This window comes from Salipiger bermudensis HTCC2601, assembly GCF_000153725.1.
GTDB classification, from domain to species: Bacteria; Pseudomonadota; Alphaproteobacteria; order Rhodobacterales; family Rhodobacteraceae; genus Salipiger; species Salipiger bermudensis.
This window is the reverse complement of record NZ_DS022277.1, coordinates 455,021-475,067: the sequence shown is the minus strand read 5'-3', so window position 1 is coordinate 475,067 and position 20,047 is coordinate 455,021. Positions and strand designations below refer to the sequence as shown.

The 20,047-nt window shown below is 64.7% G+C and carries 12 protein-coding genes; 10 read left to right on the top strand and 2 right to left on the bottom strand.

Translation table 11 applies throughout. From position 1 onward, the window contains the following. Nucleotides 1-159: 159 nt before the first annotated feature. The 5 genes from R2601_RS21205 (at nt 160) to R2601_RS21185 (ending at nt 7,657) form a co-directional block, all read left to right on the top strand. Nucleotides 160-1,593: a mannose-1-phosphate guanylyltransferase/mannose-6-phosphate isomerase gene (locus tag R2601_RS21205; protein ID WP_007802593.1), complete on the top strand. Its 1,434-nt coding sequence runs from the start codon at nt 160-162 to the stop codon at nt 1,591-1,593. Between the two features lie 41 nt (nt 1,594-1,634). Further along, entirely contained in the window at nt 1,635-3,008 is a 1,374-nt protein-coding gene (locus R2601_RS21200; protein WP_007802592.1) for a phosphomannomutase, read from the top strand. A gap of 169 nt (nt 3,009-3,177) precedes the next feature. Further along, a complete protein-coding gene (locus R2601_RS21195) occupies nt 3,178-4,392 on the top strand; it encodes a polysaccharide biosynthesis/export family protein (RefSeq protein ID WP_007802590.1) in 1,215 nt (404 codons plus the stop codon). A 120-nt stretch (nt 4,393-4,512) separates the two neighbouring features. Then, the gene (locus R2601_RS26540) at nt 4,513-6,387 is read left to right on the top strand and encodes an Ig domain-containing protein (protein ID WP_007802589.1); all 1,875 of its coding nucleotides are present in this window, start codon (nt 4,513-4,515) and stop codon (nt 6,385-6,387) included. Nucleotides 6,388-6,973: 586 nt separating this feature from the next. After that, nucleotides 6,974-7,657: a sugar transferase gene (locus tag R2601_RS21185; RefSeq protein WP_040545707.1), complete on the top strand. Its 684-nt coding sequence runs from the start codon at nt 6,974-6,976 to the stop codon at nt 7,655-7,657. A gap of 119 nt (nt 7,658-7,776) precedes the next feature. Here R2601_RS21185 and R2601_RS21180 read toward each other — a convergent pair whose 3' ends face one another. Further along, nucleotides 7,777-8,043, bottom strand: a complete 267-nt coding sequence (locus tag R2601_RS21180; RefSeq protein WP_007802585.1) for a hypothetical protein — start codon at nt 8,041-8,043, stop codon at nt 7,777-7,779. A 690-nt stretch (nt 8,044-8,733) separates the two neighbouring features. On the opposite strand from R2601_RS21180, the gene R2601_RS21175 reads away from it, so the two are divergent. After that, nucleotides 8,734-11,583, top strand: a complete 2,850-nt coding sequence (locus R2601_RS21175; RefSeq protein WP_007802583.1) for a S8 family serine peptidase — start codon at nt 8,734-8,736, stop codon at nt 11,581-11,583. Nucleotides 11,584-11,720: 137 nt separating this feature from the next. On the opposite strand, the gene R2601_RS21170 is transcribed toward R2601_RS21175, so the two are convergent. Continuing rightward, a complete protein-coding gene (locus R2601_RS21170; RefSeq protein WP_110740109.1) occupies nt 11,721-13,727 on the bottom strand; it encodes a glycoside hydrolase family 16 protein in 2,007 nt (668 codons plus the stop codon). 194 nt (nt 13,728-13,921) lie between these two features. Between R2601_RS21170 and R2601_RS21165 the strand changes: the two genes are divergently transcribed. From R2601_RS21165 to R2601_RS21150, 4 genes are all read left to right on the top strand, one after another. Beyond that, complete coding sequence (locus R2601_RS21165; protein ID WP_217626399.1) at nt 13,922-15,262, top strand: lipopolysaccharide biosynthesis protein; 1,341 nt, start codon at nt 13,922-13,924, stop codon at nt 15,260-15,262. Nucleotides 15,263-15,469: 207 nt separating this feature from the next. Next, complete coding sequence (locus tag R2601_RS21160) at nt 15,470-17,761, top strand: GumC family protein (protein ID WP_007802577.1); 2,292 nt, start codon at nt 15,470-15,472, stop codon at nt 17,759-17,761. 57 nt (nt 17,762-17,818) lie between these two features. Further along, on the top strand, nt 17,819-18,874 hold the full coding sequence (locus R2601_RS21155) for an acyltransferase family protein (protein WP_007802576.1): 1,056 nt from the start codon (nt 17,819-17,821) through the stop codon (nt 18,872-18,874). Further along, nucleotides 18,861-20,036 (top strand): glycosyltransferase, encoded by a 1,176-nt coding sequence (locus R2601_RS21150; protein ID WP_007802574.1) that lies wholly within the window; start codon nt 18,861-18,863, stop codon nt 20,034-20,036. The genes R2601_RS21155 and R2601_RS21150 overlap by 14 nt, the downstream gene beginning before the upstream one ends. Nucleotides 20,037-20,047: the final 11 nt, after the last annotated feature.

The following is a 20,047-nucleotide window of genomic DNA, read 5'->3' as shown; positions in this document are numbered from 1 at the left end:
GCGTTTTTGGTCCGGGCAGGCCGAGGCGAGCGTAGAGGCACAGCCGACCGGCAAAATTGCAACGCCCAATGACTGCTTCTGGCAACTCGAGGACCTCTGGGTTACCGTCCGGGCAAAAGCGAAGCGGTTCGCGGCACTTGAAGGAGAAGTTGGTTCTCTATGACAAAGATCACCCCCGTCATTCTCTGTGGTGGTTCCGGCACACGCCTCTGGCCGGTGTCGCGGAAGAGCTTTCCGAAGCAGTTTGCCAGCCTTCTCGAGGAAGAGAGCCTGTTTCAGAAGACCGTGATGCGGCTGAGCGGGGCGGCCTGCTTCGACAAGCCCATCGCCGTGACCAACTCGGATTTCCGTTTCATCGTGACCGAACAACTCGCCGCCGTCGGCATCGACCCCGGCGCGATCCTGATCGAGCCCGAGGGGCGCAACACCGCGCCGGCGGTGCTTGCAACGGCGCTGTACCTGCATGCCAAGGATCCCGACGCCGCGATGCTGGTGGCGCCGGCAGATCACGAGGTCGCTGATACCGAAGCCTTCCGCGCCGCGGTCGAGACCGGGCTGAAAGCGCTCGAGGCGGGCAAGCTGGTGCTGTTCGGCATCCGCCCGGACCGGCCCGAGACCGGCTATGGCTATCTCGAACTGGACGGGAGCGGCGGTGACACCGTGCCGCTCAAGCGCTTTGTCGAGAAACCGGATGCCGCGACGGCGGCCGAGATGCTCGCCAGCGGCGGGTTCCTCTGGAATGCCGGCATCTTCCTGTTCCGGGTCAAGGACATCCTCGCCGCGTTCGATACCCATGCCAGCCAGCTCGTCGCGCCGGTGACCGCGGCGGTCAACGAGGCACAGATCGATCTGGGCTTCCTGCGGCTCGCGGCGGAGCCGTGGTCGCGGGCCGAGGACATCTCGATCGACTACGCGGTGATGGAAAAGGCCGCAGGCCTCGAGGTTGTGCCCTTCGATGCCGGCTGGTCGGATCTTGGTGGCTGGGACGCGATCTGGCGCGAGGCCGGGCCGGACGAGAGCGGCAACGTGACCCACGGCACCGCCACGGCGATCGACTGTGCGGGCTCGCTGCTGCGGTCTGACAGCGAGACCGTGGAGCTGGTCGGCATCGGCCTGAAGGACATCGTCGCGGTGGCGATGAACGACGCCGTGCTCGTCGCGCCCAAGGATCGGGCGCAGGACGTCAAGCTTGCGGTCAACGCGCTGAAGGCGAAGGGTGCCAAGCAGGCGGTGGAGTTCCCCAAGGATCGCCGTCCCTGGGGCTGGTTCGAGAGCCTCGTGGTCGGCTCGCGCTTCCAGGTGAAGCGCATCGTCGTGCATCCCGGCGCTTCGCTGTCGCTGCAGAGCCACTTCCACCGTTCCGAGCACTGGATCGTGGTCGAGGGGACGGCCAAGGTGACCTGCGACGACACCGTCAAACTGGTGACCGAGAACGAGTCGATCTACATCCCGCTCGGCGCGAAACACCGGATGGAGAACCCCGGCAAGGTGCCGATGGTTCTGATCGAGGTGCAGACCGGCTCCTATGTGGGCGAGGACGACATCGTGCGCTACGAGGATGTCTATTCGCGGGGGCAGGGGGCGAAGGGCTGAGCGCCGTCCGCCTTGCGCAACTGACTGAGGGACCAGAGACAATGGCACCGAAATTCGGCACCAGCGGCCTGCGCGGCCTGGTGACAGAGCTGACGCCCGAGCTGGTCGCCGACCACGTGCGGGCCTTCATCGCGGCCTGCGACATCGGCAACGGGCTGTGCCTCGGGCGCGATCTGCGCCCGTCCTCCCCGCGCATCGCGGCGGATATTGCGGCGGCGGCGCGGGCCGAGGGCGTCCGGGTCATCGATTGCGGGGCGCTTCCGACGCCGGCGCTTGCGCTGGCGGCACAGGAGGTCGGCGCCGGGGCGATCATGGTGACCGGCAGCCACATCCCGGCGGATCGCAACGGGCTGAAGTTCTATTCTCGGACCGGCGAGATCACCAAGACCGACGAGGCGGCGATCAACGGCGCGCTCGGGCGTGCGACAGGCACGGCCGAGAGCGAAATGGCGCAGGACGAGGACGCCGCCGCGCGCTTCGTCGAACGCTATATCGAGGCCTGTGGCGCGTTCGCGCTCAACGGGCGCAGGATCGGGCTTTATGCCCATTCTGCCGTGGGCCGCGACGATCTCGCCGCGATCCTGCAGGGGCTTGGGGCGGAGGTGGTCGAATATGGCCGCTCGGAGACCTTCGTTCCCGTCGACACCGAGGCGGTCGATCCAGACACGCGTGCGCAGATCGCGGCGTGGGTCAAGGCCGACGGGCTCGACGCGCTGGTCTCGACCGATGGCGACAGCGACCGGCCGCTCTTGTCGGACGAGACCGGCACCATCGTGCCGGGCGACGTCATGGGCCAGATCACCGCCGAGATGCTGGGGGCCGAGACGGTGGTGACGCCGATCTCGTCGAACTCGGGCGTGCAGAAGAAGGGGTTCGGGGCGGTAAGGCTGACCCGGATCGGCTCGCCCTTCGTGATCGCGGGCATGGAAGAGGCCGGCGGCAAGGTGGTGGGCTACGAGGCCAACGGGGGCTTCCTGCTGGGCTTCGAGGCGCAGGGCCCGGCGGGTCCGCTGGCATCGCTCGCCACACGCGACTGCATGTTGCCGCTGATCATGACGCTGATCGCAGCCGGAAACGGCACGGTCTCGGCGCGGGTGGCGCAGGAGCCGCCGGTGGTGACGATGGCGGATCGTTTGCAGGAGGTGCCACAGGAGCGCTCGCAACCCTTCGTGGCGCGGCTCGCAGACAGCGCCGAGGCGCGCGCATCGTTTTTGGCCGAGCTTGGAGGTGATGAGGCCGGCACGGATCTGACCGACGGTGTCCGGATGACGCTGACCGACGGTTGCATCGTGCATGTGCGCCCCTCCGGAAACGCACCGGAGTTGCGGCTCTATGTCGAGGCGTCGGACAAGGCCGGGGCGGAGGCGCTCATGGCTGCGGGGCTTGCTGCGCTGCACCGGGCAGTTCTCGGCTGATCTGTTCGGCAGACTTGCCGTCGCCACGTATGGCCGCGGTGGGCGTGTCACCGGTCGGGCCGGCGCGCCACAAAGGCGCGACTTCCGCTGCAGCGGGGCAATAATTGAGTTGTTTCTGACGCCATGTGCGGCAACACTTCGGCCGATTGTAACGGAAGGAATTGAAACCATGTGTATCGGGCTCCGACTGCTCAGCTTTCTCGGTATCGTGGCGTTTGCCTCTGTCGCGGGGGCACAGGAATACCGGCTGGCGCCGGGCGACGTGGTCGAGGTGCGCCGGTCCGGCGAGGAAGAGGAAGTCAGCGCGGTCGTTGATGCCAACGGTCAGATCCGGCTCGTAGATGTCGGCGGGATCACCGTCGCCGACCTGACCCTCGATGAGGCCGAGTCCATGGTCGAGGCGGAGCTTGTCGCTCAGGGGTTTTTCGTTGATCCCGACGTGAGCCTGATGCTCGTCTCCTATGCCCCGGTGATCGTCGCTGGTGACGTGCTCAACCCCGGCATGGTCGAGTTCTTTCCCGGGATGACCGTCTCTTCCGCCCTCGCCATGGCCGGCGGCAGTCAGGTGCAGGGGCTGACCCGAACCGAGATTCTGCGTCTGCGTTCGATGGTCGAGAACGACATGAAAGTCGCGAACCTCAATCTCGCCCGAGCGGTTGCGGATCTGGCCTATCATCAGGCCCGTCTGGCCGAAGGCGATGCGCCGGTGTCGGTCGACTCCGCCCTGATGCAGGGGGTTCCGGCGCCGGGGCTTGTGAACTTCGAGGGTATGGTCTCGGAGCGTCAGGCTCAGCTCGACGCGCTGCGCGAGCGCACGCGCACGCTTCTGGAATTCTGGGAGAGCGAGATCGCTACGATCGAGAACCAGCGCGAGAACTTCGACGCGCGGATCTCCGTTCAGGACGAGATCGTCGCCAGCACCGCGGATGCGCTCGCGGCGGCGCGCCAGCTTTCCGAACGCGGCCTGCAGACCGCGTCGAACCTCTCGGCGGCGGAGCAGCGCGAGGCCGATGCGCGCAGCAAGGTTCTCGAACTCGAGGCCGCGAAGATCAACGCGACCCGTGCCATCGCTTCGGCGCAGCGCGAACGGGTGCAGTATCTCGCCACGCAGCGGCAGGATGCGCTCGACGGGGTGAATGACGCCCGCGAGCAGATTGCATTGCAGACGATCTCCTACAGCGAGGCCGTGGAACAGGTGAGTATCCTCAGCAGCGGCAGTGCTGCCGCCGTGGTGGCGTCGCAGATCGTCGGGCTGGATTTCGAGATCCAGAGCCGCCGCAGTGACACCGGCACCGAGGGAGAAATCTCCATGTCCACGCCGATCCTGCCTGGTGACACGCTGTTGGTCGCGATCCGCCCCCTCGAGGACGAGGTCGCGAACTGAGACATGCCCCGCGCCGCGCCATGAGCATGGCCGTGGCAACGTTCGGAGCCGTCGGGCCTGGTTAATCCGGTGTGCCCTAGCCTCATGCGGAATCCACCGTGGAGGTTTTGCGTGATACAGATGATCGATGCACAGGCGGCGCAGCGCGGGCTGAGCAGGCGGCTGGCCTATTTTTGTGGAGAAACGCTTCGGGTCCGGGTCAGCGGCCTCGCACCGGGGCAGTTCGTCACGGTCACCGTGGCAGAAGACCACGTGCAGGCGCCGCTGATCCAGCGGACTGCCGAAGGTGATGTCGACCTCGACCCCGAGACGCTCGAGGTGCTCGAGGAAGGGCGCAGCTATGTCTACAATGTCTGGGCAGGCGTGGCCGACAATATCTCGGTGCTGATGCATGGCGAGATGGTGGCCCGGCGCAGCGTTCAGCCGCTGATCGCTCCGGAGCCGCAGGACCCGCAAGATCCGCAGGATCCTTCGGATCCGCTGGCACTGACCGGGACACCTGCGAGCGCGGCAACGGTCGGTGTTGCCTACAGCTTCTCTCCCGACGTGAGCGGCGGCACCGCGCCCTACAGTTTCACGCTGGTCTCCGGGCAATTGCCGGCGGGTCTGCTGTTTGACCCGTCGAGCGGGGCGATCGCGGGCACGCCGACCGAGGTCGAGACCCGCTCGGGTCTTGTCCTCGGGGTCACGGATGCGGACGGCGCGAGCGTGAGCCTTGCGGCGTTTGCGATCTCGGTCGCGGCAGGGGCGGGGCCGGTGGGGCTGATGGCGCCGCCGAACCTCTTCACCGCGGCTCAGTCCTCCCTCGACGACGTGGCGCATATCGACCTTCAGGGCAATTGGGAGGTCGCGAACGGACGGCTGCGCAGCCCGGTGGCGGGCGGCACGGCGGGACAGGCCGCGCGATTGTCACTGGCGGCGGCGCTGACACCGGGGCACGCCCATTTCATCCGTTTCGACCAAGAGGTCTCCGCCGGCAGCCTGAGGGCGCGGTTCGCTGCGCCGGGCCTGTCGCCGAGTCGCCAGCTGACCGCACCCTACATGGATCACGAGGTCATCCCGGCCGCGGACATGACGAGTGCGGCAACGCGCCTCGATCTGCAACCCAGCACCGATTACGACGGCTCTGTTGGGGCGATCGCCGCCTACGACCTGTCCACCGTCGATCCCAACCTCGTGGCCTCCGACGTGATCATCGTCGGCGGAGACAGCAACAGCGCCAATGCCACGTCCGAGCGCTTCGGTGACGAGATCCCGACCTCGGCACGGGAGACCGCCTTCGATCCGCGCATCTGGTACATGCCCTGCCTGCGGGCGACCGGCAATTATCCGACCACCGACAGCGTTCGCCACGTGCCGCAACCCTGCATCGAGCCGGTGGCGGCGGTCGAGGCGCGGCGGATGTCGCCCGTCCATGCGGTGGCCGGTGCGCTGGTCGGCTGGTCGGCGGCGCGCGGGCGGCCGCTTCTCGTGATGGCGCTCGGCGACCCGGGGTCGGGTTTCATGAACACCGAGGACTGGCGCAAATCCTCGGCCGTGGCCACCACCGGCAGCCGGATGTGGTCCGAGCTCCTCGCCATGAAGGCCGCGCTCGATGCATTGGGGCCGGCGCACGAGATTGTCGGCATGGTGTGGAGCCAGGGTGCGAACGACCTGTTTGGAGGCGATTACAGCGTCTCGGGTCAGTGGATGGACCAGATGCGCCAGTTCGTCAGCGATCTGCGGTCCGATATCGCCGATGTGCCGATGGTGATGTGGAGCGTCGGTCAGCACTACGAGCCTGCCCCCTATGACGGTCGCGGGGCGGCGATGCGGGCGGCGCAGCTGCGTCTCGATCAGGATAGCGGCGACGCGGCGTGGGCGATCGACCGCTTTCGAGTGGTGGTGCCGGAGACCGGAAACGAACTCGGCGGCGCGGATGACCCGCACTACACCGCACATGGCATGCAACAGAACGGCCGTGACGCGGGCGCGGCGCTTCTGTCGTTGCTCTGAGCGACCGTCTTTTCGACGCAACGGGCGCCGCCATCTGGCGGCGCTTCGCGTATGACGGGGTGCCACCGCGGTGGAGCGAAACGACCGAGGGCTGCACGGCGCCTCGACGGGGCGCGGTCCGACGGGTGAGTCGGCGAAAAACGCGGGTCTATCTACCTCAGGCAGAGTCGGATCGAATCGAATTCTCTGCTGGCTTGAGCGGTGACATGACAGTTCGGAAACAGCGGCCCGAAATGGGGCCGCTGTAGACATAATTTGGACATAATGGCGTGAGCCTGCTTGACTAATGATTGTGCAGATGAGACGTTTTTGGGGCGCGTTTTACTGCGGTGCAGAAAGTTTTTTCTTCTTCTGATCGCACAAGAGTTTGCTGACGCGTTTGTAACGGGTTGAATATGAAGGATTTTTTTCGAATGGCGCACGTTCGCGCTGCTGACGTCTGCAAGGATGCAGATTTGTTTGCAGCTGCAGAATGGCGTAGTTCTAAATCATGTTTAAGGTCGGCGCTCGACGTCGTCAGGCCATAGTTTTCGATCGGTGCCCCTCTGCTTTCTAGGCGCCGCGCTCTTCTTTTAAGGATGTCTCAATGTCTAACACTTCTACCAATGTGAACGACATCGTCACCGCAGGGTCGGACAGGTCGAACGATCTGCGGTCGGCCCGCAACGGAAGCTTTACCAAGCGCGCTTTCGACATCGTCCTCTCCATTCTGATGCTGCCCATTCTGCTGCCGGTCATCGCGGTTCTTTACATCGCCGTCCGGGCCGAGGGTGGTCCAGGCTTCTTCGGTCACAAGCGCGTCGGTCGCAATGGGACCCAGTTCCGTTGCTGGAAGATCCGCACCATGGTGCCGGACGCACAGGAGCGTCTCGAGGAGCTGCTCCGCAACGATCCCGCCGCCCGCGCCGAGTGGGAGCGCGACCGCAAGCTGCGCAACGATCCCCGCGTCACGCGGCTTGGTGCGTTCCTGCGCCGCAGTTCGCTGGATGAACTGCCGCAGATCTGGAACGTGCTGCGCGGCGAGATGAGCCTGATCGGCCCGCGCCCGGTGACCGAACCCGAACTCCAGCGCTATGGCGGTGCCGCATGGGCCTACCTTGCCATGCGTCCGGGCATCACCGGCCTCTGGCAGGTCTCCGGCCGGAACGACGTCTCCTACGAGGAGCGCGTTCAACTCGATGTGGCCTACCACAACGGTGTTTCGCTCATGGGCGATGTCCGCATCCTGTTCCTCACAGTGGGTGCAGTGCTCGGCAAGACCGGAATGTAAACGCAGTTCGGACCGTAACGGTCCGTACTGATTGGATCTGATGAAAACGCCGAGGCTTGCCTCGGCGTTTTTCGTATTTGGACGGGTGGCCCGCGGGTCGGAGCGCTGCGACGCTCGCATCAGCGCCGGGGGCCTGCGCGCCAGAGCCTGTAGGCGAGAAGACCGAACATGACCACACTGCCGACCAGTGTGTAGAGCGCCAGCGCGGGGGCAAGCTCGAGCTTGAAGTGAAGACTGGTGAGGGCGGCCACTAGGAAGGCGACCGGTATGGCGCACATCGCCGCCAAGATCGCCTCGCCGCTGCGAACCGGAAGCTCCGAGGCGCGCATGCTGCGACAGCTCTCATATTCGCCTGCCGGCGCATTGTATTGATTGTCCGCGTCCATTCTGCTCTCCCAATTCCAATGGGCGGTCCAAGAACAATACCGCAAGCGTTTCTGATCGGAGAACAATATTTGCCGAAATCGCGGGAAATAGGCGTTTTTGTCGCATAAAAGTTTCTGAAGGTGAAACGTGATTACCATTTCTTAAGATTTCTATTGCTTTAGAGATTCCCCGCTGCACGGATCAACCCTCACGGGATCGTGAGCGGCTGCAACTCTCGCCAGCCTGTCGCGCTGCTTTCAGCATGATCATGAGATTCGCACCGCGCCTGCGACGCGAACCCGCGCCGTTCGGCGGCCACGATTGGCTCCGGCGCGATCTTTTCGTGCGCGGCGCCGGATCTGGACGCTGCAAGGAGCGCCGCCGCAATATCGCCCTCATGCCGCCATGCAGCACGCCACTCTGCAGCCGCATCGCGGCGCAACGTCGCAGATCAGCCATCGCGCTAAGCCCTTGTTCACGCTGGTCTCCTTTGAGGTGACAGGTGATCAACCCTTGGGTGAATGGCGGCGATCTAGTTTCAGGCAAACTCACGTCCGGCGAGACTAAACTTTGTCTCAATGCCACTCAGAAATGTCCCGCAAAACGCCCGACCGTGCCCGAAATTCGTCCGCATTCCCCACGATTTTGGCCCCTGGGAACGAAAACCCGCGGCACTCGCGGCACAAGCTACGACCAAAGGAAAGTTGAACATGCAGACACTGCAGGCCAAGATTCTGGGGGCGGGAATTGCGGATGAGTTTCTCTCTGACGAACGGGTTGGAGAGACCTGGTATCTTGAAGGATCGGGCAAATCCGACGTCAAAGTGGACGTCGCGTCTGTCTGGGAAGACTATACTGGTGAGGGTGTGAAGGTCGGCGTGATCGACTCGCAGATCGATTACACGCACGAGGATCTGGGAGCCTACGACACAAGCCTCGACTACAATTTCGCGCTTGAAAGCGGCGACCTGTCGCTGCGGTCGCGCGATATCACCGACCGGCACGGGACAACGGTGGCGGGTGTCATCGCGGCCGAGGGCGGCAATGGCACCGGCTCCGTGGGGATTGCGCCTGGTGTGACGCTGGTCGGGTTCGGCATCGATTACGGCAGCAGCAACGCCGTCGAGAACGTGCTGCAGGCGCTTCGCGCATCGGTCGCGCTCGACGTCGTCAACAACAGCTGGAGCTTCGCGAGCAATTTCTCCGACCGGTTCTGGCTCGGCGAAGACGGGGCCGAGATGGAAGCGACGCTCAGGCATGTGGTCGAAACCGGACGCGACGGGCTGGGCACGAGCATCGTGTTCTCGGCCGGCAACGGTGGAACCTACGGATCGTCGAACTATCACAACTTCCAGAACTCGCCCTACACCATCGCGGTCGGCGGTGTGACTGCAGAGGGCGATGCCTGGGACAAGACCAGCCTTGGCGCGAACGTGTTGATCTCGGCTCCGGCCGAGAATGTCCTCAGCACGGCGCCGAACGGCTATTCCTACGTGTCGGGCACCTCGTTTGCCGCTCCGGCGGTGTCAGCCACCATCGCGCTGATGCTCGAGGCGAACCCGGACCTCGGCTATCGCGACATCCAGAAGATCCTGTCGCTTTCGGCGCGGCGCGACGGCTTGACCGACGAGCTGTCGGTCGGCAACGGCTGGATCACCAACGGCGCCGATGATTTCAACGGCGGTGGCCAGCACTTCAGCGACTCCACGGGCTTCGGTTTTCTCAACGTGCATGATGCCGTGCGCCTTGCCGAGACGTGGACCACGCAGAAGACCCTCGAGGGCCTCGATACCGTCGAGGTGAAGGGCAAGAGCGATGCCGTGCTGAAGGCCGGGAGCAACGATCATATCTCCTACGATATCGAGGTGACCGAAGACATCGAGGTCGAGCATGTCGAGCTCGCGATGGGGCTGACCTGGCGCTTTACCGGTGATCTCGATGTTTATCTGACCAGCCCCGACGGCACGACCGTGCAACTGGTCTATTCGATCGAGGATCGCGACTTCATCGGCACACTGCGGAACTTCGAGTTCTCGTCGGTCGCCAGCATGGGCGAGATGGGCAAGGGCACCTGGACCGTCGATATCTACAACCGCGACCCCGACTCCGTCGACATCGATGGCAGCGCCATGACCGGGAGCCTGAACAACGTCACGTTGACGTTGCACGGCGAGACCGATGGCCTGGCCGACGATGTCTACGTCTATAACGATGAGTTCGGGACGCTCTATGAGGGCGCCGATCTGTCGGATCGGCAGGTGCTCTGGGACAAGGATGGCGGCATCGATGCGATCAATGCCGCGGCGGTCACCAGTGACAGCCTGATCGATCTGAGCGGGGCCAGCGCGAGCGAGATTGCTGGCGTGAAGCTCAAGATCGGCGTGCCAGACTCAATCGAGAACGCCTTCGGCGGGGACGGCGACGATACGCTTGTCGGCACCGATGGGGATAATCTCCTGTCCGGCGGCCGCGGCGACGACTCGCTGCATTACTCCTCGGGTAACGACACGATCGACGGTGGCGCTGGCGTCGATACGCTGCGGATCGCGGCCTTGTCGACCGAGATCGAGGGCGCCTTCGCCGATCCTTACACCTTCTTGATGCGGCAGGGCGATGAGAACGCGCTGAGCCATGTCAAGAATGTCGAGTTCTTCGCCTTCCAAGACGTCACCTACTCGGTGTCCCAGTTGATCGTCATCTATGGCGAGAGCGACGTGCCGGTGGTCGTCGAGACACCAGACGAGGTCGTGGTCGAGGCGCCGGTAGAGGCGGTGCCCGAGCCGGATCCCGTCACCGCGCCCGAACCCGAGGTGCCGACCGAGGAAGCGGTCGAGGAAACGCCGGAAGAGCCCGTCGAGGACACGCCCGAGGCCCCGGTGGACGACACGCCGGAGACCGGTACGGAATATGACCGCACTGAGACCGGGACAGTCGGAGACGACCAGATGCGCGGACATTACGGAAGTGACGACATGTCGGGTCTGGGCGGCAACGACACGATCTTTGGCCGCGGCGGTGCTGACCGCATTCACGGTGGGGCCGGCGACGACAAGCTGGTTGCCGGTGGTGGCGACGATATCGTCTACGGTGGTGGCGGCGAAGATATCATCAACGGCGGTGACGGAAACGACCGGATCTTCGGCGGTGCCGATCGTGACCGGCTCATCGGCAGCGTCGGCGACGACTCCCTCTACGGGGGTGAAGGCAACGACGTTCTGCGTGGCGACGATGGCAACGATCTGCTGGTCGGCGGAGCAGGGCGCGACGTGATGCTTGGCGGCGACGGGGCGGATACGTTCGTGTTCGATCTGGCCGACAATGCCTCGATGGACGTGATCCGCGATTTCAACGCCGAGGAAGGCGACAGGATCGTGGTGGAGGGGCTGCAGGGCGCGGGCAGCGTCGAGCTGTCGCTGTTCGAGAAGAAAGGCACCTTCTTCCTTCAGGCCGAAGCCGGTGACGAGGTCTACCGCATCGCCAAGATCCTTGGTGACGATGTCACCGGTCTGACCATCGAAGAGCAGGATTTCGGCAGCGGCTCGGGCTTCCTTCTCTCCTGATCCAAGGCCCTCTCCCGAAAGGAAAGGCCCCGGCGCAGTCCGGGGCCTTTCTGTTTGCGCCGCGCTATTCGTGCGCCTTCCGCCGGCCGCATCGAGGAACCGGGAACAACGTGCCCGGGCGCGGCCGGATCGTGTCGTCAGTCCGTTGCGGGGAGAATTGCCTGCACCGCTGTCTCGTCCAGGCCTTCGATCAGGAGGCTCTGATCGTCACCCAGGGTGAGGAGGGTCCCTTCGGGCACCTCGGTCAGACGCCACTCGGAGCGCCGCGCGAGCAGGCCCGGGCCCATCGCCAGAAGCGCCTGCGAGGCGGCGCCCCGGATCCGGTCGTGCCCGTCTCCGGCACGGAGGCGGATGGTCACGTTGGTGGCATTCGGGGCGATGACAAAGAGATCGTCGCCTTCATCGCCCTGCAAAAGGGCGCGGGGAGAGGCGGCCTCGAGCCGATCGTTCCCGGAACCACCCCTGAGCAGCGCGTCGGGGCGGCGTGCGACGCCGTGCTCGACATTGGCTGGCAGATCGAGCGGGATCATGGTGTCGATACGGTCGATGCTTCCCGCGGACGGCTCGACCACGTTGCTCTCGCGGCTGGCGATCACGAAACGGTCATGCCCCGGCCCGCCGGTTATCTCGATGGCGCGGCCCTGGTCGTTGAGCCAGCTGCCGTCGGGGCCTCCGGTGAGGCGGCCGTCGCCGTCAATATCGAACTCCGGGCGCCGGCTGCGCTTGGCCTCGGCGCGCCAGAGGTCGAGCGACACCGGCCAGCGGCTCTCGAACTGATCGGCGCTGAAATCGGCCACGTCGCGATCCCGGAAGATCACCGTCGACGGCCAGCCCGGATCAGCACCGCTCGGAAGCCAGACATCCGCTCCGACCTGCGTCAGACGGGTCATGACATCCTTGGCATCGACGAACGGGTAGCTGTCGAAGATGATGCGGTCGTCGGCGTCGAAGCCGCGGATGATCTTGTTGGATTTGCCGCGCTGCAGGTGGATGAGGTCGGCGCCGCCGGTCAGGGTGATCACGTCGAATCCTGCTGCCGGTGCGATGGTGTCGTCGCCCGGCGTATCGAGAATGACGCTGTCGCGGTCGTCATAGGCCGACGTGCCCGCCGCCATGTCGAGTTGGAGCTCGGGCTCGAAGGCCCGAACCCGGATTCGCCGGATCATGTAGGCGTTCTCGGGCGCCAGCACCTGCTCGAGCGTTTCCTCCGGAGCCGGCCACCACCCACCCCTTGCGGTGAACTGGTCATTGGCGATCAGGAACATCGGCGAGTGTACGTCTTCCGCGGTCGGGGCGGTGTAGATCTCGCGCAGCGAGTCGCGGTCCTTGCCGAAGTAGAACGTCACTTTCTCGGGCGTCCAGGTGCCAGCGAAGATATGGAAATCGCTGTAGATATCGGCCCCGTACTCGGCCGAGTCCTGGTACTTGTTGAAGGTGTAGACCGATCGGTCGCCGCGCGGGCGCTCGTTCGGTTTCGGATCGGTGCCGGGGTCCGCATAGGGGTTTTCGATATCGGTGCTGTAGATCTCTTCGCGGCCTTCGCCGCGGGCGTCGAAATGGACCGAGGTGTTGAAACGCCCGTCTTTCTTGGTCGGCCTGCCGATGCCTTCTCCGTAAGCTTCGAAGAAGTCGATTTCCGGGGGCCAGCCAAGCCCCGCATAGGTCAGCCAGAAGGCCGGCCAGCGGCCGCGCCCGCGCGGGATGCGGGCCTCGATCTCGAAATAGCCATAGGTCTGGGACCAGGTGTGCGCGGTGGTGATCTCCCCGGTGCCGAAACGGATCTTGTCGGCCTGATTGCCCTGCCGGGTCGCCTTCATGTAATCGCGCAGCGCCGGTAGCACGTCATCCGGGATTGCCACCGTGCGCAGGGCCAGGCCCTCCGGGGTGATCTCGTGCACCTTCGGAAGCAGCGCGTCCGCCTCCTCGCCGAGCACGCCGTGGTCGATGAACACGGTTTCCGCTGCGTTGGTCATCAGGTTTCCCCGTCGCGGCAGTGTCGACCAGAGGCCCGACCGCCCGTCATAGCGGTTCAGAGGGCCGTCGAAGGTTTCGTCTAGTATGGAAATCGTGCCGGACAGATCCGGGCCGGCAAGCAATGTGCCGGGGGCGAGAAGAAGTGCGAGGGCTGCACAGTGAATACGCATGTGGTGGGCTCCTGAAGACAGGGCTGGAAAAAGCAGAGGGCCGAATGATTTCTGCGTTTGCAGAATGGTCGAATTGGTATAGCGCACGGAGCGGGTTAATCCCGTGCGGGATCTTGCGAATTTTCGATCACGCTCTTTTTGGAGGATTGGATTTGTTGTTCAGGATTCGGCGCAACGGGTCAAGACACGCTCCCGTGGGGAACCCGGAGGCCGCGGCGGCAGGTGGGCGATCGGGGCGCGGCGGGACGCTGCAAAAGGCACTATCGCTGGTTGGTGCCCGCGTGCTGGGCAATGTGCTCACCCTTGGTTACACGCTGATCCTCGCCCGTATCACCACGCCGACCGAGTTCGGTCTAATCATGTCCGCCTTCGCCTGGATCATGCTGCTGTCGGTGTTCCTGGCGTTGAACCTCGAATCCGGCTCGATCAAGTATCTGGTGCAGTATCGCGAGACCGGCCAGTCGGGGCGTGCGGCGGGCTTCATCCGCCTCAACCGGATGACCATCCTCGGGCTGACGCTGGCATCGGCCATTGTCGCCGCGCTGGCGTGGTGGGCCGGGGCCTTCGGGAGCGACGAAGCCATGCTCGGTGTCGTTGCCGTGACCGTTGTCGCGGCGCCGGTGGTGGCGATGACGCGGGTCTACGGGCGCCATGCCACGGCGCTCGGGCAGGTGCTGCGCGGCGGGGTTCCGATCATGCTGGTGCGGCCGGCGGTGATCTTCCTCCTGGTGGCACTGATCTGGCTCAGCGGTGCGCGGCCAGGATTGACCGTCTACATGCTGCTGTTTCTTGCGGCCTTTGCCGTCACCGCGCTGGTACAGGCGTTGCTCCTGCGCAAGACCTTCGGTTTCGCCGCGGGCGTGCCAAAGCAGTATGACGAGGCCCGCAAGTGGTTTGCCACCGGCGCCATGATGGCACCGCTTCTGATGCTGCGCGACAATCTCAAGCACGTGGTCGTGGCGGCCGCAGGGCTCGTCCTGGCCCCGGCGCAGGTCGGCTACCTCGCGCTTGCGCTGTCGATCATGGCCTTCGTCTATTTCGCCATGAAGGCGGTCGACATCTCGACGAGCCCGCAGCTGTCCCGTGCGCTGCATGCCAAGGATGCGGATCGCGTGGCCGAGCTTTTGGATAACGCGGCGCGCCTCAAGATCGCCGGACTGGTCGCCGGTGCGGCGGTGATTGCCGTGTTCGGCGGCATGGCGCTCGAGCTCTTCGGGCCGGAATACCGCGCCTCGCTTGCGCCGTTGTTGATCCTGCTGATCATCCCGGCCTCGGATGCGGTGTTCGGGCCGGCGCAGATCGTGCTGAACGTCACCGGGCGTCAGGACGTGATCTTCTGGGTGGCCGGGCTCAGCACCGGGATCATGGTCGGGGCGACGGCTCTTGGCGGGGTGCTTGGCGGCGCCAGTGGCGCGGCGCTCGGGGCCTCGCTCAGCTATGCCGTCCAACAGCTGATCCTGCGGTCGGTGGCGAAGTCTTCGGCCGGGACCGAAACCTCCATAATCGCGATTTTTCAGCGCTTGAGAGGGCAATAAGGCCCATTTGTCAGACCGTCGGCAAAATGGCGACACACTGATCTGTATTTAACGATTGACGGCCAAGGCCTTGGGCTTGTTACTGGCGTCGGTTATCAAGAATGCTGCGGTGCGGTAAAAAAGTTGCCCTCTTTTGGTGAGGGTGCTCTTCGGTGCCGCAACTTTTGGAAGAGTTATTGTGAATGCGACAGGGCAAGCCGAATGAATATGGACCGTGACACGGACCTGATGTCGCACAAGACAGACCGTGATCAGCTGTTCCCCTCCGTCGATGTCGGGGAGACACTGCGCGATCTGATGATGCGCTTTCGCCGCCACTGGGCTGTCCTGGTGGTCGGTGTCGCTTCGGCGGTCGTCCTTGCCCTGATCATGGTCTCGAACGCCAGCCCGACCTACACCGCGAACGGCGCGATCCTGATCGATCCGCGCGTCGGGCAGTCACCGGATGGCGATAGCGATATCGCGCCCGGTCTGCTGCTGTCGGACGCCCTGACCGTGGACAGCGAACTGCGCGTTCTGGGCTCGCGCGAGGTCACCGCCGCGACGGTGCGCGAGCTGGGACTCGGGGAACCAAGGGCCTCTGAGCCGTCGGCGCTCCTGGGATGGATCAAGGGCGTGTTCCGCATTGGCGACGACGGCGATGGCGATGCGACCGTGGCGATGCTTCCCGAAGACATGCAGCAGGAACGCCTGCTCGAGATCGCGCGGCGGAATTTCGTTCAGGGGCTTGCGGTCGAACGCTCGGGCGAGAGCTTCGTCATCGACGTTCGCTACACCTCGCAGAGCATCGAGATGGCGCCCAGGGCGGTGAATGCCCTGATGCGTGAGTATCTTCGGCTGTCGAGCCGTCAGCAGACGGCCAATGTCGAGCGTACGCAGGTCTGGCTGTCATCCCGGATCGAGGAACTTGCAGCGGGCGTTCAGGCCTCCGAGCGTGCAGTGGCGTCCTATCGCCGCGAGAACCAGCTCATGGTGCCGGAGGGCGAGTTCCTTCCGATCGAGATCGCACTCAACGCCGCGAACGAACAGCTTGTCGAGCTGCAGGGGCAGGCGGTGACGGCGAAGGTTCAGGCCGACCAGCTCGAGGACCAGATCGAGAGCGGCGAGATCGAAGCGATCCAGCTGGCGCCGGAAGAACGCACCGAAGCGGTCACCGAGTTCGAGGCGCGCTATGCCGAGCTTTTGCAGGCCGAGCAGGAGGCGCTTCTCACTTATGACGAATCCGCGCCGGTCGTGGTGAACACCCGCCGCGCGATGGAGCAGACCCGCACGCTGATCGTCCAGGAGTACCGCTCGATCCTCGAACAGCTGCGCGCGCGCGAGCGGGCGCTGGCCGGGCAGCTCTCGGCAACGCGCGAGATGATCGGCGAGATGAATGCCGATTACAGCAGTGTGATGGAAAAGACCGTTGCGCTGCGCAGCCTCGAGCGCGAGGCCGAGGCCAAGCGAGAACTCTATGAGCGGATGCTCGAGCAGTACAACAGCACCTCGCAGCTTCTGACCTTCGACGCGACCCCCGCGCGCGTCATCGCCTGGGCGGTGCCGCCGGACACGAAGTCCGGACCGCGCTCGAAGCGGATCGTGGTGCTTGCCGCCTTCGCGGGTCTCCTGCTGTCGATCGGTGTGGTGCTCGCGATCGAGGCGCTGGACAACAGCTTTCGGTCGCAGGGCAGCCTCTCGAAGCGCTTCAACCTGCCGTTCATCGGTGTGGTCCCGAACTTCACGACCGAGCGCAAGGAGGCACGCGGCGGTGGCTGGCTCACGCCGCCCGATCGAAGCCCGCGCTGGCGGATGCTGCCCTCGAATGCCAAGCGTTTGCGCTTTGCGATGGACAATCCCCGTTCCGTCACCGCGACGACGATGCGCGCGATCATGGTGCGCGAGGCGATGGAACGGAAGAGCGACAGCGCAGAGGGCGTGGTCATCGGCTTCACCTCGACGGTGCGGGACGAGGGCAAGACCACGACCGCCTTCAACTTCGCCTCCTATCTCGCCGCGAACACCAACAAGGTGGCCATCGTCGATCTCGACCTGATCGCCGGCGAGATCACCTCCTATCTCGGCAAGATGCTGCCCGAGAGCAACAATTTGACTAAACTCATGGAGAACCCAGCCGAAGGGCTGTCTCACGCCGAGGGTATCGACGAGTTCCCCGGGCTGGCAGTGTTCGGCAACAGCCGCGAAGGCTCGACGATCCAATATGGACCGAGAGAGCTTGAAGAGATCGCCAACGTGCTGCGGTTCCTGCGCCGGTATTTCGACTACGTGGTGGTCGACCTTCCTCCGGTGAGCGGTGCGAGCCTGACGCCCATGCTGGCATCGAACTGCGACAAGATCATTTATGTCGTGCGCTGGGGCTGGACGGCCCGCAAGCAGGTGAGTTCAGCGCTCGAGCACTCCGGCCTGCGCCGGAAGAACCTGATGGGTCTGCTTTTCACCCGTGCCAACCTGCGGCGCTACAAGTCCTACAACCGCGACGGATCCTACGAATACTATTGATCGGGGTCGCGGTCCGACGCCCCGGACCGGCCCCGCCCCGCATAGCGTAGAGAGTTTATGAACAAGATCTACGGCATCCAGTACCTGCGCGCCTTTGCGGCGCTTTCGGTGGTCGCTCTGCACGCGGGCAAGCGTGTCGAGGCCGAGCTGCCGGAGCCGCTCTATCATGTGCTGTTGCTTGGACATGGCGGCGTCGATCTGTTCTTCGTGATCAGTGGCTTCATCATGTGGAGCATCAGCCAGAAGAAAGAGACCGAGCCGGGCGGCTTCCTCGTCCGGCGCTTGATCCGGGTCGCGCCGCCTTACTGGATCGCCACGATCTGCTTCGTGCTCGTGAGCGTCGTGATCGGCTCGGCCTGGGTCGAGCTGAGCACGCCGCATATCCTCAAGTCGCTGGCCTTCGTGCCGCATTTCAACGCGACCGAGCCCGCGCGCATCTGGCCGGTGCTCGTGCCGGGTTGGACTCTCAACTACGAGATGTTCTTCTACATTCTCTTCGCGGCCACGCTGCTCGTGGCCAAGAGTGCCCGGTTCTTCGTCCTGACAGGTTTGCTGTTTGCGCTGGTGGCCGTTGGGTACGCGGCGAAGCCTGCGGATGCCATCACGATCACCTACACCAGTCCGCTTCTGCTCGAGTTCCTCGGGGGCGTCGTGGTGGCCCGTATCTGGCAAAGCGCCCCAGGAGGTGTTCTGCGCAACGGCCTGCTGATCGCGATCGCGGCGGTGGCGTTCCTCGTGCTCGGTCCGCAGGTGGACCCGACCGACTACTGGAGCCGCACCATCGGCTTTGGGGGTCCGGGCATCCTGCTGGTCTCAGGCGTGGCGGGGCTTGCGGGGCGGGTGCCACAGCTTCCCGTGCTCGAGCGTCTCGGCGATGCCAGCTACGCGATTTACCTGTTTCATCTCTTTGTTGTGGTGCCGATGCAGGTTGTCTGGGTCGCCATGCCCGACTTGCACGGGCCTGGAACGGCCATGGCTTTCGTCGTCGTCGTGCTTGGCCTGTCGGCGCTGCTTGGCAACGTGCTGTATCTCTACATGGAGCGGCCCTTGCAGATCGGGCTGTCCAATCTCTTACTGAACCGGAACAGGAGGCAGCAGGTTGCAAGCCGCTGAGATCCAGCCAGCCAAGCGTGGGGCCCGGATCGTGGTGTTCGGCTTCGACGTCGGCGAGATCTCGCAGATCCGCCGCATTCGGGCGCTCATCGCACTCGGGCACGACGTGCACAGCTTCACCATGCGCCGCGACAACATGAACATGGATTTCGAGCCGGACTGGCCGAACACCCACCTGTTCATGACCAGCAACGAGAACCTGCCGAAGCGCGCGGTGGTCGTGGCCCGATCCATCGTCAAGATGACCGGGCATCGCGAGATGCTGAAGGGGGCCGATGTCATCATCGCGCGCAATCTCGACATGCTGGCGATTGCCTGGGCGGCGCGCGCGATGGCGGGCGCCTCGGACGTGCCGCTGATCTACGAGTGCCTCGACATCAATGGGGCGCTCTGCCGCGAGGGCCGCAAGGCAGACGCGATGCGCGCCGCCGAGCAGTTCCTGCTCCGGCGCATCCAGATGCTGGTGGTCTCCTCACCGGGCTTCATGCGGAATTTCTTCGAGCCCGTGCAGGGGTATGACGGGCCTTGGGCGCTCTGGGAGAACAAGCTTGCCGCAGGATCTGCGCTGCCCGGGCGCCCGGTTTCGCGCGGGGCGCCGGACGCGGACCGTCCGCTCCGCGTTGGCTGGGTCGGGACCATACGCTGTGCGCCGAGTCTGGCGCTGCTCTCCGAGGTCGCCGCGCGCTTGGGGCCGGGCGTCGAGATCCATATTCATGGTGTCGTGCACCGCCACGTTCTTCCGGATTTCGACGAGGTGATCGCGGCGCATCCCAACATGGTTTTCCACGGCGCCTACGAATACCCGCAGGACCTGCCCGAGATCTACGAAGGCGTCGACGTGGTCTGGTCGCAGGATCTCTGGCAGCGGGGCAACAATTCCGACTGGCTGCTGCCCAACCGCATCTACGAGGCAAGCTGGGCCGGTTGTCCGAGCATCGCCGTCGCCGGAACCGAAACCGCGCGGCGGGTCGCCGACGACCGGCTGGGCTGGGTGATCGACGCGCCCGAGGCCGCCGATCTGATCGCGCTTCTGACAGGGCTGACGCGCGAGGAGATCGCGGCCCGCGGCCAAGAGCTGCTCGACCGGCCGGCCGTGGATTTCGTGCAGTCGCCGACGGACATCGCCGAGGTGATCGACACCGTCCGCGAGCGCGCGGGGTAGGGGACAGGGAT